17 protein-coding genes are annotated in these 24,319 nt (G+C 72.7%); 8 read left to right on the top strand and 9 right to left on the bottom strand.

The window, feature by feature from the left end:
- The first annotated feature begins 75 nt into the window (after positions 1–75).
- Entirely contained in the window at positions 76–2,637 is a 2,562-nt protein-coding gene (pepN, locus tag ACGFQ9_RS27845; protein WP_393577489.1) for an aminopeptidase N, read from the top strand.
- Positions 2,638–2,843: 206 nt separating this feature from the next.
- On the top strand, positions 2,844–3,812 hold the full coding sequence (locus ACGFQ9_RS27850; protein WP_393577491.1) for a hypothetical protein: 969 nt from the start codon (positions 2,844–2,846) through the stop codon (positions 3,810–3,812).
- Here the strand turns inward: ACGFQ9_RS27850 and ACGFQ9_RS27855 are convergent.
- Together ACGFQ9_RS27855 and ACGFQ9_RS27860 are read right to left on the bottom strand one after the other, a co-directional pair.
- Positions 3,788–4,705 (bottom strand): pyridoxamine 5'-phosphate oxidase family protein, encoded by a 918-nt coding sequence (locus ACGFQ9_RS27855; RefSeq protein WP_393577492.1) that lies wholly within the window; start codon positions 4,703–4,705, stop codon positions 3,788–3,790. The two genes, ACGFQ9_RS27850 and ACGFQ9_RS27855, sit on opposite strands and share 25 nt — an antisense overlap.
- A gap of 66 nt (positions 4,706–4,771) precedes the next feature.
- A complete protein-coding gene (locus ACGFQ9_RS27860) occupies positions 4,772–5,230 on the bottom strand; it encodes a VOC family protein (protein WP_393577493.1) in 459 nt (152 codons plus the stop codon).
- A 120-nt stretch (positions 5,231–5,350) separates the two neighbouring features.
- Here ACGFQ9_RS27860 and ACGFQ9_RS27865 point away from each other — a divergent pair, with 120 nt between their 5' ends.
- Together ACGFQ9_RS27865 and ACGFQ9_RS27870 are read left to right on the top strand one after the other, a co-directional pair.
- Positions 5,351–5,920: a CGNR zinc finger domain-containing protein gene (locus ACGFQ9_RS27865; RefSeq protein ID WP_393577495.1), complete on the top strand. Its 570-nt coding sequence runs from the start codon at positions 5,351–5,353 to the stop codon at positions 5,918–5,920.
- Between the two features lie 263 nt (positions 5,921–6,183).
- Positions 6,184–9,507 (top strand): S8 family serine peptidase, encoded by a 3,324-nt coding sequence (locus ACGFQ9_RS27870; protein ID WP_393577496.1) that lies wholly within the window; start codon positions 6,184–6,186, stop codon positions 9,505–9,507.
- Positions 9,508–9,602: 95 nt separating this feature from the next.
- On the opposite strand, the gene ACGFQ9_RS27875 is transcribed toward ACGFQ9_RS27870, so the two are convergent.
- Complete coding sequence (locus tag ACGFQ9_RS27875; protein ID WP_393577498.1) at positions 9,603–11,129, bottom strand: M28 family peptidase; 1,527 nt, start codon at positions 11,127–11,129, stop codon at positions 9,603–9,605.
- A 193-nt stretch (positions 11,130–11,322) separates the two neighbouring features.
- Here ACGFQ9_RS27875 and ACGFQ9_RS27880 point away from each other — a divergent pair, with 193 nt between their 5' ends.
- The 3 genes from ACGFQ9_RS27880 (at position 11,323) to pepN (ACGFQ9_RS27890) (ending at position 16,695) form a co-directional block, all read left to right on the top strand.
- Positions 11,323–12,777 (top strand): TerD family protein, encoded by a 1,455-nt coding sequence (locus tag ACGFQ9_RS27880; RefSeq protein WP_393577500.1) that lies wholly within the window; start codon positions 11,323–11,325, stop codon positions 12,775–12,777.
- 197 nt (positions 12,778–12,974) lie between these two features.
- Positions 12,975–14,006: an aspartate-semialdehyde dehydrogenase gene (locus ACGFQ9_RS27885; RefSeq protein WP_393577501.1), complete on the top strand. Its 1,032-nt coding sequence runs from the start codon at positions 12,975–12,977 to the stop codon at positions 14,004–14,006.
- 106 nt (positions 14,007–14,112) lie between these two features.
- Positions 14,113–16,695, top strand: coding sequence for an aminopeptidase N (gene pepN, locus ACGFQ9_RS27890; protein ID WP_393577502.1), 2,583 nt, complete (start codon positions 14,113–14,115; stop codon positions 16,693–16,695).
- Positions 16,696–16,766: 71 nt separating this feature from the next.
- Here pepN (ACGFQ9_RS27890) and ACGFQ9_RS27895 read toward each other — a convergent pair whose 3' ends face one another.
- Genes ACGFQ9_RS27895 through ACGFQ9_RS27910 form a run of 4 tightly spaced genes read right to left on the bottom strand, consistent with a single transcriptional unit; the run spans position 16,767 to position 21,010 of the window.
- A complete protein-coding gene (locus ACGFQ9_RS27895) occupies positions 16,767–17,675 on the bottom strand; it encodes a LysR family transcriptional regulator (protein ID WP_393577504.1) in 909 nt (302 codons plus the stop codon).
- 21 nt (positions 17,676–17,696) lie between these two features.
- A complete protein-coding gene (locus ACGFQ9_RS27900; RefSeq protein WP_393577506.1) occupies positions 17,697–18,641 on the bottom strand; it encodes a DMT family transporter in 945 nt (314 codons plus the stop codon).
- A 40-nt stretch (positions 18,642–18,681) separates the two neighbouring features.
- The gene (locus ACGFQ9_RS27905) at positions 18,682–19,656 is read right to left on the bottom strand and encodes an EamA family transporter (RefSeq protein WP_393577507.1); all 975 of its coding nucleotides are present in this window, start codon (positions 19,654–19,656) and stop codon (positions 18,682–18,684) included.
- 28 nt (positions 19,657–19,684) lie between these two features.
- Positions 19,685–21,010: an MFS transporter gene (locus ACGFQ9_RS27910; RefSeq protein ID WP_393577508.1), complete on the bottom strand. Its 1,326-nt coding sequence runs from the start codon at positions 21,008–21,010 to the stop codon at positions 19,685–19,687.
- A 196-nt stretch (positions 21,011–21,206) separates the two neighbouring features.
- Here ACGFQ9_RS27910 and ACGFQ9_RS27915 point away from each other — a divergent pair, with 196 nt between their 5' ends.
- Entirely contained in the window at positions 21,207–21,692 is a 486-nt protein-coding gene (locus ACGFQ9_RS27915) for a MarR family winged helix-turn-helix transcriptional regulator (protein ID WP_393577575.1), read from the top strand.
- Positions 21,693–21,821: 129 nt separating this feature from the next.
- Here the strand turns inward: ACGFQ9_RS27915 and ACGFQ9_RS27920 are convergent, their stop codons facing one another.
- Both ACGFQ9_RS27920 and malQ read right to left on the bottom strand, forming a co-directional pair.
- Complete coding sequence (locus tag ACGFQ9_RS27920) at positions 21,822–22,058, bottom strand: hypothetical protein (RefSeq protein ID WP_393577510.1); 237 nt, start codon at positions 22,056–22,058, stop codon at positions 21,822–21,824.
- Between the two features lie 20 nt (positions 22,059–22,078).
- Entirely contained in the window at positions 22,079–24,250 is a 2,172-nt protein-coding gene (gene malQ, locus ACGFQ9_RS27925; protein WP_393577512.1) for a 4-alpha-glucanotransferase, read from the bottom strand.
- Between the last annotated feature and the right edge of the window lie 69 nt (positions 24,251–24,319).

Consider the following 24,319-nt stretch of genomic DNA (forward strand, 5'->3'; position numbering starts at 1 on the left):
CAGGGGCCCGGCGCATTCCCATGACAGGATGCGGACCGAACGACCGAACAACGGAGAGCGCACGAAGGAGTGCATGTGCCCGGAGAGAACCTGTCCCGTGACGAGGCCCGCGAGCGGGCCGAGCTGCTGACCGTCGACGGGTACGAGGTGGTCCTCGACCTCAGGTCCGCGGTGGGCGAGGCCGGACCGGCCGGCGCCCCGCGCACCTTCCGCTCCGTGACCACGGTCCGTTTCCGGGCCGCCGCCGCCGGCACGGCCACCTTCGCCGACCTGATCGCGCCCTCCGTGAACTCGGTCACCCTCAACGGGCGGGAGCTCGACCCGGCGGCCGTCTTCGACGGCGCCCGGATCTCCCTGGACGGCCTGGAGTCCGAGAACGTCCTCGTCGTCGACGCGAACTGCGCGTACAGCCGGACCGGCGAGGGCATGCACCGGTTCGTCGACCCCGAGGACGGCGAGGTCTACCTCTACACCCAGTACGAGCCGGCCGACGCCCGGCGGGTGTACGCGAACTTCGAGCAGCCGGACCTGAAGGCGCCCTACCGGTTCACCGTGACCGCGCCCGAGGGCTGGCAGGTGTGGAGCAACGGCGCCGAGGAGTCCCGGGAGGGAGGGGTCTGGCGGTTCGCCGAGACCGCGCCCATCTCGACGTACATCACCTGCGTGGTGGCCGGCCCGTACCACTACGTGACGGACACCTACACCCGCGGGGACCTGACGATCCCGCTGGGCGCCATGTGCCGGAAGGGCCTGGCCCGGCACTTCGACGCGGACGACGTCTTCCTCGTCACCAAGCAGGGCTTCGACTTCTTCCACGAGCACTTCGACTACCCGTACCCCTTCGGGAAGTACGACCAGGCCTTCGTGCCCGAGTACAACCTCGGCGCGATGGAGAACCCGGGCATGGTCACCTTCCGCGAGGAGTACATCTTCCGCGGGAAGGTGACGCGGGCGTCCTACGAGCGCCGCTGCAACACGATCCTGCACGAGATGGCGCACATGTGGTTCGGCGACCTGGTCACCATGAAGTGGTGGGACGACCTGTGGCTGAAGGAGTCCTTCGCGGACTTCATGGGCACCTTCTCCCAGGTCGAGGCGACCCGCTTCGACCAGGCGTGGGTGACCTTCGCCAACAACCGCAAGGCGTGGGCCTACCGGGCCGACCAGCTGCCGTCCACCCACCCGATCACGGCCGACATCCGTGACCTGGAGGACGCCAAGCTGAACTTCGACGGCATCACCTACGCCAAGGGCGCGGCGGTGCTGAAGCAGCTGGTCGCGTACGTCGGGCGGGAGGCGTTCCTGGAGGGCGCGCGGCGCTACTTCAAGGCGAACGCCTACGGGAACACCACCCTGGACGACCTCCTGACGGTGCTGGGCGAGGTGTCCGGCCGGGACATGGCCGCCTGGTCGCGGGCCTGGCTGCAGACGGCGGGCGTGAACGCGCTGACCCCGGCCGTGACGTACGACGCGGCCGGCCGGATCACCGAGCTGGCCGTGCTCCAGGAGGGTGACGAGCTCCGCCCGCACCGGGTCGGGGTCGGCCTGTACCGGCTGGAGGCGGACGGCTCGCTGGTCCGGTACGCGCGGGCGGAGGCGGACGTCGCGGGCGTGTCGACGGTCGTCGGCGAACTGGCCGGGCTGGAGCGGCCGGACCTGGTCCTGGTCAACGACGAGGACCTGACGTACTGCAAGATCCGCTTCGACGAGGGGTCGCTGGCCACCCTGCGCAAGCACCTGGGCGCGGTGTCCGACCCGCTGGCGCGCGCGCTGTGCTGGTCGGCCCTGTGGAACCTGACGCGGGACGGGCTCATGCCGGCGCGGGACTTCCTGGCGCTGGTGCTGGCCTTCGCCGGGCGGGAGTCGGACGTCGGCGTGCTGCAGATGCTGCACGCGCAGGCACTGGCGGCGATCACCCACTACACGGCTCCGGACCGGCGGGAGCAGGGCGGGCAGGAGCTGGCCACGGGGGCGCTGCGCGAGCTGCGGCTGGCGGAGCCGGGCTCGGAGCACCAGCTGACCTGGGCGCGGTTCTTCGCGGCGAGCGCGGCCGGCGAGAGCGACTTCCGGCTGCTGCTGGGGCTGCTGGACGGCTCCGCGCGGATCGACGGGCTGGACGTGGACCAGGAGCTGCGCTGGGACTTCCTGCTGCCGCTGGCCGCGAACGGCGCGGTGGACGAGGACGGGCTGGCGGCCGAACTGGCCCGCGACGACACGGCTTCGGGCAAGCGGCACCAGGTGCGGTGCCTGGCGGCGCGGCCGTCCGCGGCGGTCAAGGCGCAGGCGTGGGCCTCGGTGGTGGAGTCGGACGCGCTGTCGAACGCGCTGGTCGAGGCGACGATCTCGGGCATGCAGCAGCCTTCGCAGCGGGGGCTGCTGGCGCCGTACGCGGCGCCGTACTTCGCTTCGCTGGAGCGGGTGTGGGCGGAGCGGTCGATCCAGATCGGCATGGACGTGGTGCGGGGGCTCTTCCCGTCGCTGCAGGACGACGAGGCGACGCTGGCGGCGACCGACGCCTGGCTGGTGGAGCACGAGTCGGCCGCGCCGGCTCTCCGCCGCCTGGTCCTGGAGGCCCGCGACGACCTGGCCCGCGCCTTGCGCGCGCAGGCGTGCGACGGCGCTGCCTACCCGGCCTGACCTGACGGGGCTCCGCCCCTGAGACCCCGTGTGCCGTGAGCGGCCGGAACGCAAGGCGTTCCGGCCGCTCACGGCGTGGGAACGGGTCATGGCGGAGCCTGCTATCGGCAGTCGAACGCCCGTACTTTAGCCCCGGCTTGTCCCGTTTTGGCGACGGGCGTGTAACACGGGTTAGCGGGGCCGGGAGCGGCGGGAATCCCAGCGGCATGAACCACAACACCCCGCTCCCCCTCCGCCACCTCGCCGGCCCCGGCAGCCGCCCCCGCGTCCTGACCCTCCCCCAGCTCCGCGAGCACGGGGTGACCGCCGCCGAGGCTGCGGAGCGGCCCTGGCAGCAGATCCTGCCGGGCGTGTTCCTGCTCCACTCCGGCCCCGCGACCAGCGAGGAGCGGCTGCACGCGGTGCTGCTCTACGCCGGCCGGCGCGGCGGGGAGGCGATGATCACCGGGATGGCGGCGCTCGCCCTGTACCGGTTCGCCTCCGCTCCCGCACTGCTCGCCCTCCAGCACCTCGACGTACTGGTGCCCGGCGCCCGGCGAATCCGCTCGACCGGCTGCGCCCGGCTGGTGCGGACGCAGCACCTGCCCCGCCCGAACGAGGTGACCGGGCTGCCCGTCGCCCCGGTGGCCCGGGCCGTCGCCGACGCCGTCGCCCAGCTGTCCGACGACGCGGGGACGGTACGCCGGCTGCTCGGCGAGGCCGTCCGCGGCGGGCACTGCGAACCGGCCGCCCTGGTGCGGGAACTGACGGTGGCCCGGCTGCTGAACCGGGCGCACGTGGTGGACGCCGTGGAGTCGCTGCTCGCCGAGGGCCGGGCCATCGCCGAGGACCGGCTGTACGACATGGTCCGCCGCCACGCGCTGCCCGAGCCGTGCTGGAACGTGGACCTGCGCATCCCCGGCGGCCCGCACCTGGGCGGCGTGGACGCCTACTGGCCCGACCACGCGGTCGCGGTCGAGCTGGACACCCGGGCGCCGCGCCAGGGCGAGGACGAGGAGTGGACGGAGTACGCCCGCAAGCGCGACGCCCTGGAGCGGCTCGGGGTGACCGTCGTCCACATCACCCCGCGCAAGCTGCGCGACCACGCCGAGCAGCAGGCCGCGGTCGTCCGGACCGCCCTGACGGCGTCCGCCGACCGCGACCCCGCCGCCTACCTCGTCGTACTGCCCCGGTGAGCGCCCACCGGCGGGTTCGCCGGGGAGTACTCCGGCGTGCTCCAGCGGAGCCGGCCGGCCGGGACGTTCTCGATCACCGACTCGATCGCGAAGACCACCGTCCGCTCCCCGTCCGCGCCGAACTCGGTCCGGGCCCGGCCGCTGAGCTGGAGCACCGACCCGGTCTCCCAGTCCGGGAACAGCAGCCCGGCCCGCGGGTCGGCGGCCAGGTTGCCCAGGGTCAGGAACATGGCGTTGCCCGCGTAGTCCGGCCAGGCCAGCTCGCCTGCGGAGCGCACCTCCACGAACCCAGGGTTGCCGCCCCGGTGGCTGGCGTCGATGCCGTCCACGGCCGTGGTCGCGATGAAGAAGGTGTCGGCGGCACGGACGGTCCGTACCTGGCCGGCTTCGAGCGCACCCCCGCGGCGCACGACACCGGCTCCCTCCGGGGCCGTCTCCAGCGGCTCCCGCTTCTGCAGGTATTTCGGGCAGTTGGCGAATACCTGCTCTGCGTGGACGGAGAAACCGCCGGGGACCGCTTCAAGCGTGCCGTTCAGGCGCATGCGGCGCCGGGTGCGCGGATCGAGGGCGATGGTCCCGACGGGGGTGCCCGTCCGGGCCAGGGCCTCCGTGAGCGGGTCCTCCGCCGGGAGGCCGCCCGTCACAGTGATGCGCCGGGCGTGGTCGGCCCGTACGAAGCCGGGTGCGCCGGTCAGCTGTGACGCCCACAGCCGGCCCTCCGGATCGGCGGCGCCCACGACCAGGAAGGGCTGCCGGGCCAGGAACTCCGCGGCGACGTCCTTGATCGCGACGCCGATGGAGCGGCCGACGTGGTCGGCGAGCTCCCGGACCCCGACGCGGTCCTGTACGGTGCGCGACCCCTGGTGGTAGGGGCCCGCCATGAGCGTGTTCATCGACGCCTCCCTGTCCTTCGTTCGATGCCCGACTGCCCGACGCCCTCGGCCGCAACCCTGCGAGGACTAGAAGAAACCGCAGGTCGGAGCGCCCTCGACGGGCGCCGGAGCCCCCTCGACCCCGGTCGGGACGGAGATCTCCAGCCGGATGCCGTCGGGGTCGTGGAAGAAGATGCCGCCGGATCCGGCGCCCTCGCCGTGGGCGACGATCCCGTCGTACGCGAACTCCACGCCGAGGTCGCGCAGCCGGGCCTCGTACGCGCGGACCTCCTCGACGTCCGCGGCCATGAAGGCCAGGTGGTGCAGGCCGGCCGCGGTGGGGGCGAAACCGCCTTCCGCCTGCTCCCACAGGGCGAGGGCGAGCTGCCCGTCCTGGCCGAGGAGGGCGAACCGGCGCCCCTCCTCCTTGCCCTCGACCAGCAGGTCGTAGCCGAGCACTCCCCCGTAGAAGCCGATCGAGCGGGCCAGGTCGGTGACGTTCAGGCCCACGTGGCCGGTGCGCAGCTTGCTGATGGCAGTCGTCATGACTGTCTCCCTCTCCCCAGGTCGTTTCTAACCTTCTAAACTCAAGTTAGTGGTTAGAAGATCGAGTGTCAACCGGCCACGTAGTCTTGAGGGGTTAGCTCGATGACTGGAGGCGTCACGATGACGGCGACCGACCCCCGCCCGCTGACCGGGGAGCCGGTGGCGCTGGACCTGCTGAACACCCGCTGGGTGGCCGACGGCACCCCGCTGGACCTGTTCGCCGGGGCCGGCATCGGCCTGACCCGGGTCGAGGGCCTGGAGATCTGGCTGCGCAGCACCGGGCTGGACGCCGAGCGGGGCTTCCGGGCCGACCCCGCGACCCTGGTCCACCTGCTGACCGCGCGCGAGGCGCTGGCCCGGGCGGTGGCCGACCCGGCCGACCCCGGCGCCCGGTCCCTGGTCGACGCCGTGCTGGAGCACGGCCGGATCCGGGCCACACTGACCGCCGACGGGCCGGGCGAGCGGGCCGAGTTCGCCGACCCTTCCTGGGGGCCGGCCTGGACCGCCGCACGCAACTACCTGGAGCTGCTGGGCTCGGCGCCCGACCGGATCCGCAAGTGCGCGTCCGAGACCTGCGTCCTGCACTTCCATGACGTATCGCGCAACGGCACCCGCCGCTGGTGCTCGATGGCCGGCTGCGGCAACCGGGCCAAGGCCTCCCGGCACTACGCGCGCACGCGCGAGCGCTGATCAAGGAAAAATCGTCACACCCCGGCCGGGCGGAAGCCCGTGGCGGGGGCTCACGGTATCGACAAGTCGACTCATCAGCACCCTCGGCTCGCACCGGTATGCCCGGGTAAGGCCGTGGTGGCGGTTGCTCCGCACTGGCGAGAGTCCGCCAGGAACGGTCTCGTTTCGAGGCAGCCCTCCCCAAAGGCCGGTCGGTTGCGCAAGGCTGACCGGTCATCCGGCACCGAAATCCGGACCGTTTCTTTCACTTACCAGGGATGCTGATGACCCTCGAATCCCCCGGCTCCATACCCGCGGCCAGACGCGCTGCCCGCGTCGCGGCCGCGGCCGGACTGGTGGCCGCGCTCGCGGCCACCGGCGCCGTGCCCGCGTTCGCTTCGGGCACCGCGGATGATCCGTGGACCGCACCGCCCGTCAAGTCGGCCGATCAGAAGATCGGTTCGGCGGACGTGGAACTCCTCCAGGAGGCCCAGGCCAAGGGCGAGAAGACCGTCACCGTGATGGTCGCCACCGCCCCCGGCCAGACCGCGCAGGTCGCCCAGCAGCTCGACGCCGTCCAGGGCGCCTCGGTCGGCCAGACGTACGACAAGCTCGGCTACGTCCGCGCCACCCTGCCCACCGCGAAGGCGGAGGCCGCCCTCAAGGCGGCCGCGAAGCTGTCCTCCGTGCACGGCATCGACCTGCGGCACGAGATCCAGCTCCCGGAGCCCCGCCCCGAGGCGGGCGCCAAGGGCGGCGCCGGCAAGCGCACCGCCGGCGAGACCTACCCGGGCCCCGGCAAGGACACCCCGGCGAAGAACCCGTACAACCCGTCCTTCGAGACGGGCGCGGTGGACTTCGTGAAGGACCACCCGCAGGCCGACGGCCGCGGCGTGACCATCGGCATCCTGGACTCGGGCGTCGACCTCGGCCACCCGGCCCTGCAGAAGACCACCACCGGCGAGCGCAAGATCGTCGACTGGGTGACCGCCACCGACCCGATCACCGACTCGGACGGGACCTGGCGCGCCCAGATCACCCCGGTCACCCCGAGCGGCGGCACCTTCGCCGCGGGCGGCGCGAGCTGGAAGGCCCCCGAGGGCAGCTTCCAGTGGAGCCGGTTCAGCGAGTCGATCACCGCCACCGGCGACATGCAGGGCGACGTCAACCGCGACGGTGACACCACCGACCGGTTCGGCATGCTCTACGACCCGGCCGCCGGCACCGTCCGCGTCGACACCGACCAGGACAACGACTTCACCAACAACGAGCCGATGAAGCCGTACAAGGACGGCAACCAGGTCGGCTACTTCGGCACGGACAACCCGGCGACCGAGGTCGCCGAGCGCATCCCGTTCGTGATCCAGATCCGCAAGGACGTCCCGATGGACCCGCTGGGCGGGGACTGGGTCGGCAAGAAGGCCGACTTCGTCAACATCGGCATCATCGAGTCCGAGCACGGCACCCACGTGGCCGGCATCACCGCCGCCAACGGCCTGTTCGGCGGCAAGATGAACGGCGCGGCGCCCGGCGCCAAGCTGGTCTCCTCGCGCGCCTGCTCCTGGTCCGGCGGCTGCACCAACGTCGCGCTCACCGAGGGCATGATCGACCTCGTGGTCAACCGCGGCGTGGACATCGTCAACATGTCCATCGGCGGCCTGCCGGCGCTGAACGACGGCAACAACGCGCGCGCCGAGCTCTACACCCGCCTGATCGACACCTACGGCGTCCAGCTGGTCATCTCGGCCGGCAACTCCGGCCCCGGCCTGAACACCATCGGCGACCCGTCGCTGGCCGACAAGGTCATCAGCGTCGGCGCCTCGGTCTCCAAGGAGACCTGGGCCGCCAACTACGGCTCCGGCGTGGCCAAGAAGTACAACATGTTCAACTTCTCCTCGCGCGGCCCGCGTGAGGACGGCGGCATGACGCCGACCCTGAGCGCCCCCGGCGCCTCCATCAACACCATCCAGACCTGGCTGCCGGGTGCCCCGGTCGCCGAGGCCGGCTACGCGCTGCCCGCCGGCTACGGCATGCTGCAGGGCACCTCGATGGCCTCGCCGCAGGCGGCGGGCGCCAGCGCCCTGCTGATCTCGGCCGCCAAGCAGGAGAAGGTCGCGCTCACGCCGGCCGCCATGCGCGTCGCGCTCACCAGCACCGCCAAGAAGATCGACGGTGTCCCGGCGCACGCCCAGGGCGCGGGTCTGATCGACATCCCGGCGGCCTGGGAGTCGATCCAGCGCGACGCCAAGGCCAACGACTTCACCGTCAAGGCCCCCGTCGACACCGCGATCGACCAGTTCCTGAAGACCCCGGGCTTCGGCACCGGCCTGTACGACCGCGAGGGCGGCCTCAAGGTCGGCCAGAAGAAGGTCTACGACGTCGTCGTCACCCGCACCACCGGCGTGAAGTACGGCACCCGCCACAACCTGAGCTGGCGCCACAACGACGGCACCTTCAAGGTCCTCGGCGGCTACGACTACGTCACCCTGCCGCTGAACAAGCCCGTCACCATCAAGGTCGAGGCGAAGGCCGGCACCCCCGGCGTGCACAGCGGCATCCTGCAGCTGGACGACGAGACCACCGAGGGCATCGACAAGCAGATCCTCTCCACGGTCGTCGCCGCCGCCCCGCTGGCCAAGCCCGGCTACGGCTTCTCCACCACCGGCACGGTCCAGCGCAACAGCCACCAGTCGTACTTCGTCACCGTCCCTGAGGGTGCGAAGTCCCTGGAGGTCGCCCTCGGCGGCCTGGCGGCGAACAGCCAGACCCGCTTCATCTCGATCCACCCCTACGGTGTGCCGTCGGACCCGACGTCGACGGTCAACTGCTACCCGAACTACAACAACCCGGCCAACACCTGCCGCCCCGACCTGCGCTCGTACGCGAACCCGCAGCCGGGCGTCTGGGAGATCGAGGTCGAGGCGCGCCGCACCTCTCCGGTGCTGGACAACCCCTTCAAGCTCGACGTGGCGGTCCTCGGCGGGTCCTTCGACCCGGCCGTCAAGGTGCTGCCCGAGGTCAAGCAGGGCACCCCGTCCCCGGTCACCTGGACCGTGAAGAACGACTTCGCGGCCATCACCGGCGGCAAGCTCAAGGGCGGCGGCCTGGGTTCGGCGAAGGTGGCCAAGCCCACCATCGCCAACGGTGAGACCCAGACCAGCACCGTCACCATCGGCGCGGGCGTCTCCCGCCTGGACATCTCCATCGGCAACGTCTCGGACGCGGCCGCCGACCTGGACCTCGACGTCTACAAGGACGGCGTGAAGGTCGGCTCCTCCGCGGACGGCGACTCCGAGGAGAGCGTGTCCCTGACCAACCCGGGCGCGGGCACCTACACCATCCAGGTGATCGGCTACGCGGTCCCGGCCGGCAGCACCACGTACGACTACCGCGACGTGTACTTCTCCGACGCCCTGGGCTCGATCCAGGTCGACGACTCGGCCGCGGTGGACCTCGCCAACGGCGCCTCGGCGCAGGTCTCGGCGAACGTGCTGGTGAACGCGGCGGCCCCGGAGGGCCGGCAGTTCTTCGGCCAGGTGCAGCTGCTGAACGCCCGCGGCACCGCCGCCGGCACCGGCAGCGTCCAGATCGAGAAGGTCACCCCGTAACGACGCAACGTCGTGACGGTGTGACGGCATGACGGAGGGGCCGGTGCCCGACGGCGAGCACCGGCCCCTTCCGCACGCCCTCTTCCCGGGCTCGCTCACTTCCCCAGCGTGCTCAGGTCCTGCGCGTAGCTGCCGACGGCGTGGGCGATGACGTCCACGTTGGTGTCGAAGACGGCACGGTCGAGGTTCCTCAGGTCGTCGCCGGCCCCGTGGTAGTTCGGGTCGTAGGCGACGCCCGCCCGGCCGCCGTAACGCTTCGCCTGCTCCTCGGTCTTGATGCCCTCGGCGCCGGTGAAGGTGCCGCCGGCCGGGATGCCGTTCTCGATGAACGGGCCGTAGTCGGAGCGGCCGTCGAAGTCGCTGCCCTCGTGCGGCTTGCCCTTCCGGTCGAGGAAGCCGTTGATCAGCGATTCGATCTGTGCAGAGCCGGCCGGTCCGGCGCCCGCGCCGGTGCGGTCCGAGTCGTCGCCGTCGTAGACGAACTGCGCCGGGTTCGGCGAGGCGATCATGTCGAAGTTGAGGTAGAGGGCGATGTCCTTCTTCTGCCGCTCGGACAGCTTGGACACGTAGTGCCCGGAGCCCAGCAGGCCCAGCTCCTCGCCCGACCACCAGGCGAACCGCACCTTGTTGGCGATCTGCCCGTGCTTCCGGCCCGGCTTGTTGACCGGGGCCTCCTCGGCGAGCTTCAGGGCGACCTCCAGCAGACCGGCCGACCCGGAGCCGTTGTCGTTGATGCCCGGGCCCTCCTTGACCGAGTCCAGGTGCGCGCCGACGGTCACCACCTTGTCGGCCCGTCCCGCGCGGGTCTCGGCGATCACGTTGCGGGTGGTCCGCTTGATGTGCTCCTGGTCCAGCTCCAGGCGGACCCTGACCTCGCCGTCGGAGGCGGCCTTGGTCAGCGCCTCGCCGTCGGCGAGGGTGATGCCGGCGCTCGGGATGATCCCCTCGGCCGGCGAGCCGAAGCCGCCGCGCACCGGCGTGGCACCGCTGTGGTTGTAGACGATCACGCCTAGGGCGCCGGCCGCGGCGGCGGCGTTCTGCTTTTCCACGAAGGTGCAGGAGCCCCGCTTGACCAGGGCGATCTTCCCTGCGAAGGCGCCCGCCGGGTAGTCGGCGGCGTCGCAGCCGGGGGTCTCGTCGACCCGGGCGAGGGCGAGCGGGGCGGTCAGGCCGCCGGCCGGGGTGTTCTTGGTGAAGGTGAAGGCGGCCGTGGCCAGCTCGCGGTCGGCCGCGCCGCCGGAGCCGAGGACGGTGGTCCGCTCGGTCCTGGTCTTCGCCTCGTGGATGTCGAACTCCTGGTACGAGACCTCGTACCCGGCCTTCTTCAGCCTGTCGTGGACGTAGGCGGCGGAGGCGTCGTAGCCGGGGGTGCCGGCCGCCCGGTTGCCGCCGTTGGCGTCGGCTATGCGCTGGAACCGCTCCAGGTGGCGGTAGGCGCCGCGGCCGGACGCCTCCGCCACGAGCTCCTTGGAAAGCTTCGCCGCCGCCTTGGCGGGCTTGTCCTCGTACGGGCGGGCGGCTGCGGGCCCGGCGGCGAACAGTACGGGCGCCAGGGCGGCCGCGGCCGTGGCGGCGGCGATGGCCGCGGTGGCGGCGGTGGTCCGGCGGCGGTGCGCGGGCATGGTGGTTCCTCCCTGTGGTCAGTGAGACGTCGTCCGGATAACGGACGCGACTGTCCGGACCGTAACCGCACCGGAGTCGGCATCCGGGACATCCTGCGGCCGTGCAACGTGCCCGCCACATACTTTTCACACCCCGTCACGTTCCGGTCGGGAAGTGATCGACCGCGCGGGTGGCGCCTGACAGGATGCCGGCATGCCGATGATCATCAAGGGTGCCAACACCCCGCTGCCCGACGGGCCGTTCCGCATCACCGTGGCCCGCACGGCACGGCCGGACACGCCGGTGGTGGCGGCCGCGGCGGTCCTGCTGGACGCCGCCGGCCGGGTCCGCGACGGCTCCGACGTGGTCGTCGGGGACCGCCCCCGGCACCCGTCGGGCGCCGTCCGGTACCTGGGCGGGGCGCAGGAGGGCGGACTGCTCGTCCAGCGGCTGGAGATGGACCCGGACAGCGTGGAGCCGTCCGTGCAGCGGGTGCTGATCGCCGCCGTGACGGCCGGCGGGCCGTTCGGCGCGGTCGAGGGCCTGTCCGTGGAGGTGGCGGGCGGCGACGGAACACCGGTGGCGCGGTACGAGGTCACGGACGCCACCGGGGAGACCGCACTGGTGCTGGGCGAGTGCTACCGCCGGGACGGGGCCTGGCGCTTCCGCGCCGTCGGCCAGGGCCACACCGCCGGACCGGCCGCGCTGGCCGCCGAGTTCGGCATACCGCCGGCCGCGCTGCCGGCCCCGCCGGTACCCGGCCCCCCGACGACCGAGGTACACAAGGAAGCCGCGCCCGCACCCGGCGCACGGGTCGCACCCGTACTGCCGCCGGTACCAGGGACCGCCGCCCTGCCCGGTACGTCGGCAGCGGGCCACCACGGGGCCGCCGGGGCCGCCGGGGCCGCGGCACCGTTCGGACCGGAGGCCGGAGACCCCGGGTACACCGGATCCGCCGTACTGCGCATGCCGGGTGCCGCGGGCACACCGGGGACCCCGGGAGCACAAGAAGCCCAGGACGCGCAGGACGCGCAGGACGCAGTCGAACCGGGGACCGCCGGGGACGCCGGGCCCGGCGTCGGCGGCCCACAGCCCGACGACGCGGCCGGTGAGGTGTTCCACGAGTACCGCGGCCGGGGCGACAGCGTGCTCACCCTGGGCCCGTCCACCCCGGAGGGGCCGCTGATGATTGAGGCGTTCTTGGCCGGCCACGGCTACTTCAACGTCCACGCCCTCGACCGGCGCAACAGGCGAGACGAACTCCTCTTCAACAGCCCGGCCCAGGTCCGGAACGGCCGCACCCTGGCCGTCCGCGGCCGGAAGGCGTTGCGGCTGCGGATCGAGACGGACGGCGAGTGGACCCTGCGCGTGCTGCCGGTCGGTGCGGCCCGCCCGCTGACCACCGCCACCCCCGTGTCCGCCTCCGGCCCCGACGTGCTCCGGCACGACGGCCCGGCCTCTGACCTGCGGATCCGCCACCAGGGCTCGGAATACGACGTCGCCGTCATCCACACCGCCCGCCCCGACCGCCCGGACCGGGACGCCTGGGAGGTCCTGGCCACCGGCTCCGGCCGTTTCGACACCACCCACCCCCTCCTCGCCGGACCCCTGCTGATCGTCGTGGAAGCCGAGGCCCCCTGGACCGCCGAAGCACTCCCCATCCCCTGACACCACCACCCCGACCAGGGTTTCCGCCGCCCCGACGGACCGGACGCGGCCCCGTCACGTGATCGTCACAGTGACGGGGTTCCAGTGATCCTCGTCCGCTCTGCGGACACCCTGGCCAATAGATTGGACAAGCGGCCCGGGGTCGCACGCATGATGGAGCAGGCTGTACCGCGCCGTACGCATCAGAAGGAGTCACCGTGAGGGTCGGAATCGTCGGAGCCACCGGACAGGTCGGCGGCGTCATGCGCCGCATCCTCGCCGAGCGCAAGTTCCCGGTGGACGAGCTGCGGCTCTTCGCCTCGGCCCGGTCCGCCGGCTCCACCCTGGAGTGGGAGGGCCGGGAGATCACGATCGAGGACGCGGCCACCGCCGACTACACCGGCCTCGACATCGTGCTGTTCTCGGCCGGCGGCGCCACCTCCAAGGCCCTCGCCGAGAAGGTCGCCGCCCAGGGCGCCGTGGTGATCGACAACTCCTCCGCCTGGCGCAAGGACCCCCAGGTCCCGCTGGTCGTCTCCGAGGTCAACCCGCACGCGATCAAGAACCGCCCCAAGGGCATCATCGCGAACCCGAACTGCACCACCATGGCCGCGATGCCGGTGCTGCGCCCGCTCCACGAGGAGGCCGGGCTGACCGCGCTGGTCGCCACCACCTACCAGGCCGTGTCCGGCTCCGGCCTGGCCGGTGTCGCCGAGCTCGACGGCCAGGTCAAGGCCGTCTCCGACCGCGCCCCCGAGCTGACCCACGACGGCGAGGCCGTGGCCTTCCCCGAGCCCGGCGTGTACCGGCGCCCGATCGCCTTCAACGTGCTGCCGCTGGCCGGCAACCTGGTCGACGACGGCTCCCACGAGACCGACGAGGAGCAGAAGCTCCGCAACGAGTCCCGCAAGATCCTGGAGATCCCGGAGCTCAAGGTCTCCGGCACCTGCGTGCGCGTCCCGGTCTTCTCGGGCCACTCCCTCCAGGTCAACGCCCGCTTCGAGCGTCCGATCAGCGTGGAGCGCGCCTACGAGCTGCTGAAGGACGCCCCGGGCGTCGAGCTCTCCGAGATCCCGACCCCGCTCCAGGCCGCCGGCAAGGACGCCTCGTACGTCGGCCGCATCCGCGTCGACGAGACCGTCGAGCACGGCCTCGCGCTGTTCCTGTCGAACGACAACCTGCGCAAGGGTGCCGCGCTGAACGCGGTCCAGATCGCCGAGCTGGTGGCGGAGGAGCTCCGCCAGGGCTGATCCGTACGAGAACGCCGCCGGAGGGGCGGGCACCGTAATGGGTGTCCGCCCCTTCACTTTGCGTGGAAGGATGGCCGGGAACGTCACCATCGAAGGAGATGAACGCGTGCCTGGCACGAACCTGACCCGTGAAGAGGCTCAGCAGCGGGCGAAGCTGCTCACCGTGGACTCCTACGAGATCGAACTCGATCTCTCCGGGGCACAGGAGGGGGGCACCTACCCCTCCGTGACCACCGTGCGCTTCGACTCCGCCGAGGAGAACGCCGAGACCTTCATCGACCTGGTCGCGCCGACCGTGCACGAGGTCGTCCTCAACGGGACCGCGCTCGACGCCGCCGAGGTCTTCCAGGACTCCCGGATCGCGCTGAAGGGCCTGAAGGCCGGGACGAACGAGCTCAAGGTGGTCGCGGACTGCGCCTACACCAACACCGGCGAGGGCCTGCACCGCTTCGTCGACCCGGTCGACGAGCAGGCGTACCTCTACACCCAGTTCGAGGTGCCGGACGCCCGCCGGGTGTTCGCCTCCTTCGAGCAGCCCGACCTGAAGGCGTCCTTCACCTTCACCGTGAAGGCCCCCGAGGGCTGGACCGTGATCTCCAACAGCCCGACGCCCGAGCCGAAGGACAACCTCTGGTCCTTCGAGCCGACCCCGCGCATGTCCACGTACGTGACCGCGCTGATCGTCGGCCCGTACCACGCCGTGCACAGCAGCTACGAGGGCCCGAACGGCCAGGTCGTCCCGCTGGCCATCTACTGCCGTCCCTCGCTGGCCGAGTTCCTCGACGCGGACGCGGTCTTCGAGGTCACCCGGCAGGGCTTCGACTGGTTCCAGGAGAAGTTCGACTACGCCTACCCGTTCGCCAAGTACGACCAGCTGTTCGTGCCCGAGTTCAACGCGGGCGCGATGGAGAACGCGGGCGCGGTGACCATCCGCGACCAGTACGTGTTCCGGTCGAAGGTCACGGACGCCGCGTACGAGGTCCGCGCCGAGACGATCCTCCACGAGCTGGCCCACATGTGGTTCGGCGACCTGGTCACCATGGAGTGGTGGAACGACCTCTGGCTGAACGAGTCGTTCGCGACCTACACCTCGATCGCCTGCCAGGCGTACGCCCCCGACTCGAAGTGGCCGCACTCCTGGACCACCTTCGCCAACTCCATGAAGACCTGGGCGTACCGGCAGGACCAGCTGCCGTCCACCCACCCGATCATGGCGGAGATCCGCGACCTGGACGACGTCCTGGTCAACTTCGACGGCATCACCTACGCCAAGGGCGCCTCGGTGCTCAAGCAGCTCGTCGCCTACGTCGGCATGGACGAGTTCTTCAAGGGCGTGCAGGCGTACTTCAAGGCGCACGCCTTCGGGAACACGCGGCTGTCCGACCTGCTGGGCGCTCTGGAGGAGACCTCCGGCCGTGACCTGACCGCCTGGTCGAAGGCGTGGCTGGAGACGGCGGGCATCAACATCCTCCGCCCGGAGATCGAGACCGACGAGCACGGGAAGATCACCTCTTTCCGGGTGCGCCAGGAAGCCCCGGCCCTGCCGGCCGGCGCGAAGGGCGAGCCGGTGCTGCGGCCGCACCGCATCGCGATCGGCTTCTACTCGATGGACCCGGCGGGCGGCGGGAAGCTGCTGCGCGAGCGCCGGGTGGAGCTGGACATCGCGGCCGCCGAGCTGACCGAGGTGCCGGAGCTGGTCGGACACCACCGGCCGGACGTCGTCCTGCTCAACGACGACGACCTGTCGTACGCCAAGGTCCGCCTGGACGAGCACTCGCTCGCCAAGGTCACCGCGCACCTGGGCGACTTCGAGGCCTCGCTGCCGCGGGCGCTGTGCTGGGCCTCGGCCTGGGACATGACCCGGGACGGCGAGCTGGCCACCCGCGACTACCTGTCCCTGGTGCTGTCCGGCATCGGCAAGGAGTCGGACATCGGCGTGGTGCAGTCCCTGCACCGCCAGGTGAAGCTGGCCATCGACCTGTACGCGGACCCGGCGTGGCGCGAGACGGGCCTGGCGGCCTGGACCGACGCCACCCTGGAGCACCTGCGCGCGGCCGAGGCGGGCAGCGACCACCAGCTGGCGTGGGCCCGGGCCTTCGCCGCCACCGCCCGTACGGCGGGGCAGCTGGACCTGCTGGCGGCCCTGCTGGACGGTACGGAGACGGTCGAGGGCCTGGTCGTCGACACCGAACTCCGCTGGGCGTTCCTGGAGCGGCTGGCCGCGACCGGCCGGGCGGACGAGGCGAAGATCGCGGCGGAGCTGGAGCGGGACAAGACGGCGGCGGGCGAGCGGCACGCGGCCACCGCGCGCGCGGCCCTTCCGACGGCGGAGGCGAAGGCGGCTGCCTGGTCCTCGGTGATCGACTCCGCGGACCTGCCGAACGCGGTGCAGGAGGCCGTGATCGGCGGCTTCGTCCAGACCGACCAGCGCGAACTGCTCGCCTCCTACTCGGAGAAGTACTTCTCCGTGCTCAAGGGGATCTGGGAGTCCCGCAGCCACGAGATCGCCCAGCAGATCGCGGTCGGCCTGTACCCGTCCCTGCAGGTCTCGCAGGCCACCCTGGACGCGACGGACGCGTGGCTGGCCTCGGCCGAGCCGAACGCGGCCCTGCGCCGTCTGGTCTCGGAGTCCCGCGCGGGCGTCGAGCGCGCCCTGAAGGCCCAGGCGGCCGACGCGGCCGCGTCGTAACACCGCCCGGCCGGAGCCCCGTCACGATGCGTGGTGGGGCTCCGCTGTGCCGGGACCCCGACCCCGTCGGCTCAGCCCTCGGCGACCTCGCGGATGGCGGCCAGGACGCGGGCGATGGCCGGGGCGGACTCCGCGCCGCGGCGGGTGGCGGCCACCACATGGCGGATGGGGCGGTCGTGCGGGAGGTGGCGGATCGTGACGCCCGTGGCGCGGGTGGCTGCCATGCGGGGGATCAGGGCGACGCCCATGCCCGCCTCGACCAGGGCGAGGATCGCCGTCCAGCCGGCGGCCGAGTGGGCCTGTTCCGGCACGAAGCCGGCCGCCTCGCAGGCCGTGCGGGTGATCTCCGACCAGGGGCCGGAGCCCCCGTAGATCCAGGGCTCCGAGGAGAGGTCCGCCAGGCGGAGGGACGGGGCCGTGGCCAGCGGGTGGTCCGGGGGCAGCGCCACGTCCAGCGGGTCGGCGAGCAGGGGGATGCGGGTGAACCGCGGGTCGCGGGCGGTCGGCGCGTGCGCGGCGAGTGACAGCGCCACGTCCGCCTCCCTGGCGGACAGCAGCTCGTAGGCCTCTCCCGCGTCGGTCTCCCGTACCCGGACCTCCACGCCGGGGTGGGTCAGCCGGAGCGCCGCTACGGCCGGGACCACCAGGGCCGGGACGGCGGTGGAGAAGGCGCCGACCCGGACCTCCCCGGCCTCCCCGGCCAGATAGCCGGCCAGTTCCGCGTCGGCCCGCTCCAGCTGGGCGAAGACCGCTTCGGCGTGCCGGAGGACCAGATGGGCCGCGTCGGTGAGCCGGACCCGGCGGCCCTGTGCCTCCAGCAGCGGGACTCCGAGCTGCCGGGCCAGGTTGGTCAGCTGCTGCGAGACGGCCGAGGGCGTCATGTGCAGCGCCTCGGCCGTCGCGGTCACCGTGCCCCGCTCACCGAGCGTGCGCAGGATGCGGAGCTTCTTGATGTCCCATTCGCTCGTCGAGCCGGTCATGAAGGTGAACCTACCGGCGGGCTAGCGGCGGGCGCCCAGGGCGACACCGCCGAGGATCAGACCCATGCAGAACAGCTGGACGGGGCCGGTCTGTTCGCCCAGCAGCAGGAAGGAGAGCAGGGCGACGCACACGGGCTGGAGGTAGTAGACGACGCCGGCCCGGGCCGCGCCGATCAGCGAGACGGCCTTGTTCCAGGCGAAGAAGGCGACGGCCGAGGAGAAGACGCCGACGTAGAGCAGCGGCCCGGCGGTGCCGGCGGTGACCTCGAACCCGCCCTGGACGGCGAGGGAGACCGCGTAGGCGGGGGCCAGCATCAGCGCGCCCAGGACGAAGGTGGTGAGCAGGAAGGCCAGGCCGGAGATCTCGGCGGGCTTCCGCTTCAGCAGCGCGCTGTACGAGGCGAAGGACAGGGCGGCGGCGAACATCCACAGGTCGCCGGCGGCGAAGTCGACGGTGAGCGAGCCCTTGCCGACCAGGAGCAGCACGCCGAGGGCAGCCATCAGCATCCCGAAGGTGCGGACGGCACCGAGGCGTTCGCCGCCGAGACGGGCGAAGAGGGCCATGATGACCGGCGAAGCCGCCATGATCATGCCCATGTTGGAGGCGGAGGTGGTCAGTCCTGCCTGGTGGACCAGGGTGTTGTAGAGGGCGATCCCGAAGAACGAGGCGAGGGAGACGTAGCCGAGGTGGCGGCGGATCAGGTGCCGCTGCCGCCAGGTCTCGCGGACGGCGAGCGGGGCGACGGCGACGGTGGCGATGACCCACCGCCAGAAGACGGCCTGCACGGGCGGGACGGTGTCGGCCATGCCGCGGGTGGCGACGAAGCTGCCGGACCAGACGACCGTCGCCACCAGGGCGAGGAGGACGCCGAGGCCGAGGGCGCCCTTCCTCCCCTGCGCGGTGGCGGTGCTCTGCCGGTTCTGCCGGTGCGGAGCTGCGGTACGGACGCGGTCCAGGACGGCCACGGTGTTGTCCCCCTCAGGGTGATCGGCTGGTTTCGTGCCCCTACCGTCGCATCCCGTCATTGCTCAGGTCCATCGAAACTTTTTGATCGATCTTTTCAGTTTCACTGAAAGATCGGTTGCCGGATACGGCGGCCCGCACGGCAGGGGCGGCCGGGGCGGTACGGCTCCTGGCCGGCAGCTGTCCGGCCACGGTGGCGCTGAAGGCGATCGCCATGCCCAGCAGCTGCACCGGCGAGAGGTCCTGGCCGAGCGCGGCCCAGCCGATCACGGCGGCGGTCAGCGGGGAGAGCGGGCCGAGCAGGGTCACCGAGGTCGCGCTCAGCCGGCCGATGCCGCGGAACCAGAGCCAGTACGCGGCTCCGGTGTTGAGCAGCATCATGTAGCCGAAGCCCAGGTAGGCCTTGCCGTCGAACGCGGGCGGGGCGCCTTCCACCAGGGCGGCGAGCGGCAGGATCAGCAGCCCGCCCGCGGTGAGCTGCCAGCCCGTCAGGGCCAGCGGGCCGACGCCCTCCGGGCGCCCCCACTTCTTGGTCATCACGGTGCCCGCGGCCATCGAGGCGGAGGAGGCGATGCCGGCCAGGACGCCGATCAGGTCGAGCGCGGCCCCGGCCTTGAGCACGACCATGCTGACGCCGAAGGCGGCGGCGATGCCGGCCAGCAGGGACCGGGTGCTCGCCCGCTCGCCCAGGACCAGCGCGGCCATCCCGATGACGACCAGCGGGCCGAAGGAACCGAGGACCGCGGCCAGTCCGCCCGGCAGCCGGTAGGCGGAGAGGAACAGCAGCGGGAAGAAGGCCCCGATGTTCAGCGCGCCCAGGACGGCGGACTTCCACCACCACTCCCCCTTGGGGAGGGTGCGGGCCGCGGCGGTGAGGAGTAACCCGGCGGGCAGGGCCCGCATCACCCCGGTGAACAGCGGCCGGTCGGGCGGCAGCAGCTCGGTGGCGACGAAGTAGGTCGAGCCCCAGGAGATGGGAGCGAGGGCGGTCAGGACCACGGTGGCGAGGCGCTTCATGGCGGGTTCCTCCGAGTGGGGCGGGCGTTCAGGCGCCGGCGGGGGCGGTGGCGGGCCGGGGTGCGTCGACGGCGGATCCGGCTACGGCGGATTCGGCTACGGCGGATTCGGCGACCGGGGCCGACGGCTCCGCGTACACGGCCTCGGCGGGCAGGTGCCGCTCCAGCCGGAGCAGTGCGAGCGCGGATCCCAGGGCGGCGACGGTGAGCAGGGCCCACGGCAGCCGGCCGTCGACCGCCAGCAGGGCGGTGAACAGGGACGGGGCGAGCGCGGTGGCCAGCGAGTAGGAGAGCTGGTAGGTGGCCAGGTAGCGGCCGCGCACCGGCTCCGGGGCGGCGGAGACGGACAGGGCTCCGCCGGAGGTGCTGTGGATCAGTTCGCCGAGGGTGTAGACGACCACGATGGCGAGCAGGGCGATCAGCAGTCCGGTCTGCCCGGGGCGGACGGTGCCGAGCACGATCTGGCCGGCGAAGGCGGCGGCGAAGAGGAGCGAGCCCAGGGCGGCCGAGCGGGTGCGGCGGGCGCCGGAGCGGCGCACCCGGCCGGCGATCAGTACGCCGATCCCGGCGCACAGGACGGTGTTGAGGGTGAAGGCGGCGCCGGTGAGGGACTCGGGGCCGTGCAGCCAGGTGGCGATGTACAGCGGGAACAGCACCGAGAGGGCGGCGTAGCCGAGCGCGGCCAGGAAGTTGGCCGCGGTCAGGCCGAGGAAGGGCCGGTCGCGCAGGACCATCCGGTAGCCGGCGGGCGGCCGCCCGGCCGAGGCGGTCCCGGCGTCCCGGACCGGGCGGACCCGGCTGACGAGCAGTCCGGCGAGGGCGAAGGCCGCGGCGTTGCCCAGGGCGGTGTGGTCGAAGGCGGCATTGCCCCACAGGGCGAGCACGCCGGACACCAGCAGGGCACCAGCGCCCATGCCGGCGTTCTGCAGGGCGCGCAGGGACGCCTGCAGCCGGTCCCGGGCCGAGCCTCGGGCCACTTCGCCGATCAGGGACTGCTGGACCACCGGGAAGGACCGGTCGGCCAGCGCGGTGACCAGGGCGACGGCGGCGAAGGCGGGCAGTGAGTCGGCGAGCGGGTAGAGCGCGAACCCGAGGGCGCGGACCGCGTACAGGGCGAGGTTGGCCCGCTTGGCGCCGAAGCGGTCCACGGCCGCGCCGGCCAGCGGCATGAAGGCCAGGCCGGTCAGGCCGGTGACGGTGAGGACCAGGCCGACCACCGCGAAGGAGAGCCCGGTGACGTGGTGGAAGAAGACCAGGGTGAAGGGGACGTACATGCCGATCCCCACCGCGCTGATCCCGACTCCGACGAGCAGGGACCGCTCCCCCGCCACCCGTTCCGTTCCGGTCTTCCGCATGACCGCCTCCCCCTGAAGTAGATTGCTAGCAAGTAGCTTAGCGGCAAGCTACTTTTCGTCAAGCGATTCCTTTGCGATACTGCGAGTAACGAGCGAGATGCCGATGGAGGTGGCCGGGATGGTCATGAACCCGGTGGTGAACACGGGCGCGGGCGCAGGTGCGGGCACGGGCGCGGGTGCGGGCACGGGTGCGGTCATGCCCGCGGACGCGGTCGACGCGATCACCGCGCAGTGGAACGCGGTCCGGCCGGAGCTGGACGTCACGGCGATGGGCGTCTTCGGCCGCATCTACCGGATCAGCCGCAGCGTGGGAGAGGAGATGGACCGCACCTACGCACGGTTCGGGATCACGCGCGGCGAGTTCGACGTCGTCGCCACACTACGCCGCTCGGGCGCCCCGTACACGCTGTCGCCGCGTCAGCTGTCGGCGACGCTGATGCTCACCACGGGCGGTATGACGGGCCGGCTGGACAAGCTGGAGAAGGCGGGGCTGCTCACGCGGAGCCCCGATCCGCACGACCGGCGGGGCATCCAGGTGACGATCACCGACAGGGGCCTCTCGCTCATCGACGAGGCGGTCGTGGCCGGGCTGGAGACTCAGCGGGCGGCTCTGGCCGGGCTGAGCCCGGAGGAGGCCGAGGTGCTCACCGGCCTGCTGCGCAAGCTGATGGTCGGGGCGTAGGCGGACGGGCCCCGGCGAAGGGGCCCGGCGAAGGGCCCCGGGCGTGTGCCCGGGGGTACGCCGGAGGGCCGGTCCGCGCGGCTGTGCCGCACGGGACCGGCCCGCTCACCGGACGGACCGGCGGGAAAGCTACTTGGCGGTCTGCTTGTCCGACTTGTCGAGGACCATCACAAGACCCGCGATGACCAGGAACAGCACGATCGGCAGCAGCACGTACAGGCCGATGGTCTCGGCAATGCTGATGCCGGAACCCGGGTCGTCGCCGTCGTCACGCGTCAGCGCGAGCGCGGGAGACGTCATCAGCAGCATCATCAGCGTCGTACCGGCCGAGACGGCGCCGGCGCGCAGAGCGTTCTTCTTGTCCACGGTGCAAACGTAGCGAACACCTAAACGAGCCGCGCGTCCGGGGGTGCCGTACGGGGCCCCGCCTGTTCCCGCACCGCCCTGAGCAGGGCCTGCGCGCGGGGCGAGGCGGCCAGGGCCTCCAGGGTGACGGGCCGTCCGGAGCCGTCCGCGACCGGCAGCCGCCAGTTCGGGTACTGGTCCCAGGTCCCCGGCAGGTTCTGCGGCCGCCGGTCCCCCACCGCGTCCGGCAGCCACACCCCGACCATCCGGGCCGGGGTCCAGAGCACGTACTTGTAGAGGGCCAGCACGGTCTCCTCCTCGGTCTTGGCCTCCAGCCCCAGTCCGGCCAGTACGGACAGCCACTCGGCGGTGTCGGCCTCGTCGGCCGCCCGCTCCCCGTCCACCGGGCGGGTCAGCAGGCCCAGCCGGTCGCGGAGTTCCACGTGCTCCCCGGCCAGCTTGGCCGCGGTGGGCGGCAGGTCGTGGGTGGTCACCGTGGCCAGGCAGTCCGCCCGCCAGGCCGGCGGCGACAGCGGACGGCCGTCGCCCGCCCAGTCCCGCTCGAACCACAGCACCGAGGTGCCGAGCACCCCGCGCCGGGCCAGGGCCTCCCGCACCCGCGGCTCGACCGTGCCGAGGTCCTCGCCGATGACCAGGGCGCCGGCCCGGTGCGCCTCCAGGACCAGCACGGCGAGCATCGCCTCGCCGTCGTAGGCGACGTAGGCGCCCTCCGCGGGCGGGGCGCCCTCGGGGATCCACCAGAGCCGGAACAGGCCCATCACATGGTCGATGCGGAGCGCGCCCGCGTACCGGAACACCGAGCGCAGCAGGTCCCGGTAGGGGGCGTAGGCGGCCCCGGCCAGCTTGTCCGGGCGCCACGGCGGCAGGCTCCAGTCCTGGCCGCGGGCGTTGAAGGCGTCCGGCGGGGCGCCGACCGTCATGCCGGTGGCATGGGTCCCGGGCGCGGCCCACACGTCGGCGCCCTGCGGGTGCACCCCGACCGCGAGGTCGTGCACCAGGCCGACCGCCATGCCGGCCTCCCGGGCCGCCCGCTGGGCGGCGACCAGCTGGCTGTCGGTCAGCCAGGCCAGCCAGCGGTGGAAGTCGGCGCTCCCCGGGCCGGCCGCGGGGATCCCGGCGGCCGCCGTGCCCGCGGTGCCCTCCGCGTCCCGCGCCGGGGCGGGCCAGCCGGCCGGGTCCGCGCCGTAGCGCTCGGCCAGCGCCAGCCAGCGGGCGTGGGCGTCCAGCGACGGGCCGGCGGCCGCGCGGAAGCGGGCGTACTCCGCCTCGCGCTCCGGGCTGCGCGGGACCGCGTAGAGCCGTTCCAGGGCGGCCCGCTTGACCGCCCAGACGGCATCGCGGTCGATCAGCGCCCCCTTCTCCAGGACCTGTCGGCCCAGTTCCGCGCCGCGCTCGGCCAGCCGGTCCAGCGCTTCACGGTCCGGGCAGCCGGCGTACTCCGGGACGTCCGCGACCCTCAGGTGCACCGGATCGGGGAAGCGGCGGGACGAGGGCCGGTACGGGGAGGGGTCGGTGGGGGTGCCCGGCACGGCCGCGTGCAGCGGGTTGACCTGGATGAACCCGGCCCCGTGGGCGGTCCCGGCCCAGCGCGCGAGGTCCGCGAGGTCGCCCAGGTCGCCCATGCCCCAGGAGCGCCCGGACAGCAGCGAGTACAGCTGGACCAGCAGCCCGTACGAGCGCCCGGGCGCGGCCGGGGCCCGGTCCGGGGCCACGATCAGCACGGCCTCGCCGCGCCGCCCGTCCGGGGTCCGCGCGGTGACCCGGTGCACCCCGTTCGGCAGGTCCGCGTCCGGCTCCCAGGGGCGCTCCGCCCCGGTGTCCTCCAGGCGGACCAGGACCCGGCTGCCCGCGGGCAGTCCGGCCAGGGGGGCCGGGGCCGGTTCCCCTACCCACTGGACCAGGGTCGGCGGCAGCAGCCGGGCGGCGGCCGCCTCGGCCGCGGCGAGCGCCTCCCGTACGGCGCCGGGGGTGTCCACGGGGACGCCGAGCTGTCCGAGCACCGCCCTGACCGTCCGCTCCGGTACCCGGACGGTGACGTCCTCGGCGGGCTGGTAGGAGGTCGCGACGCCGTGGAGGGCGGCGAGCCGGGCCAGTTCGTCCGCGCCGTCCGCGACGTCCGGATCGCCCAGGTCGTGCAGAGCGTCCGTTGCGTCCGTTGCGTCTGCGGCGTCCGTTGCGTCTGCGGCGTCCATGCTGTTGTCCTTCTGCGGTCTCAGGCGGCGTGGTCCGCGGGCAGGACCGGCTCGCTCGTCAGCGGGAGT

This window comes from Streptomyces sp. NPDC048603, from assembly GCF_043199475.1.
GTDB lineage: Bacteria > Actinomycetota > Actinomycetes > Streptomycetales > Streptomycetaceae > Streptomyces.

Excerpts from the sequence above, each read along its gene's own strand:
- ACGFQ9_RS27850 (WP_393577491.1), top strand. The coding sequence starts at position 2,844 with ATGAACCACAACACCCCGCTCCCCCTCCGCCACCTCGCCGGCCCCGGC.
- ACGFQ9_RS27855 (WP_393577492.1), bottom strand. The coding sequence starts at position 4,705 with ATGAACACGCTCATGGCGGGCCCCTACCACCAGGGGTCGCGCACCGTA.
- ACGFQ9_RS27860 (WP_393577493.1), bottom strand. The coding sequence starts at position 5,230 with ATGACGACTGCCATCAGCAAGCTGCGCACCGGCCACGTGGGCCTGAAC.
- ACGFQ9_RS27865 (WP_393577495.1), top strand. The coding sequence starts at position 5,351 with ATGACGGCGACCGACCCCCGCCCGCTGACCGGGGAGCCGGTGGCGCTG.
- ACGFQ9_RS27870 (WP_393577496.1), top strand. The coding sequence starts at position 6,184 with ATGACCCTCGAATCCCCCGGCTCCATACCCGCGGCCAGACGCGCTGCC.
- ACGFQ9_RS27875 (WP_393577498.1), bottom strand. The coding sequence starts at position 11,129 with ATGCCCGCGCACCGCCGCCGGACCACCGCCGCCACCGCGGCCATCGCC.
- ACGFQ9_RS27880 (WP_393577500.1), top strand. The coding sequence starts at position 11,323 with ATGCCGATGATCATCAAGGGTGCCAACACCCCGCTGCCCGACGGGCCG.
- ACGFQ9_RS27895 (WP_393577504.1), bottom strand. The coding sequence starts at position 17,675 with ATGACCGGCTCGACGAGCGAATGGGACATCAAGAAGCTCCGCATCCTG.
- ACGFQ9_RS27905 (WP_393577507.1), bottom strand. The coding sequence starts at position 19,656 with ATGAAGCGCCTCGCCACCGTGGTCCTGACCGCCCTCGCTCCCATCTCC.
- ACGFQ9_RS27910 (WP_393577508.1), bottom strand. The coding sequence starts at position 21,010 with ATGCGGAAGACCGGAACGGAACGGGTGGCGGGGGAGCGGTCCCTGCTC.
- ACGFQ9_RS27915 (WP_393577575.1), top strand. The coding sequence starts at position 21,207 with ATGCCCGCGGACGCGGTCGACGCGATCACCGCGCAGTGGAACGCGGTC.
- malQ (WP_393577512.1), bottom strand. The coding sequence starts at position 24,250 with ATGGACGCCGCAGACGCAACGGACGCCGCAGACGCAACGGACGCAACG.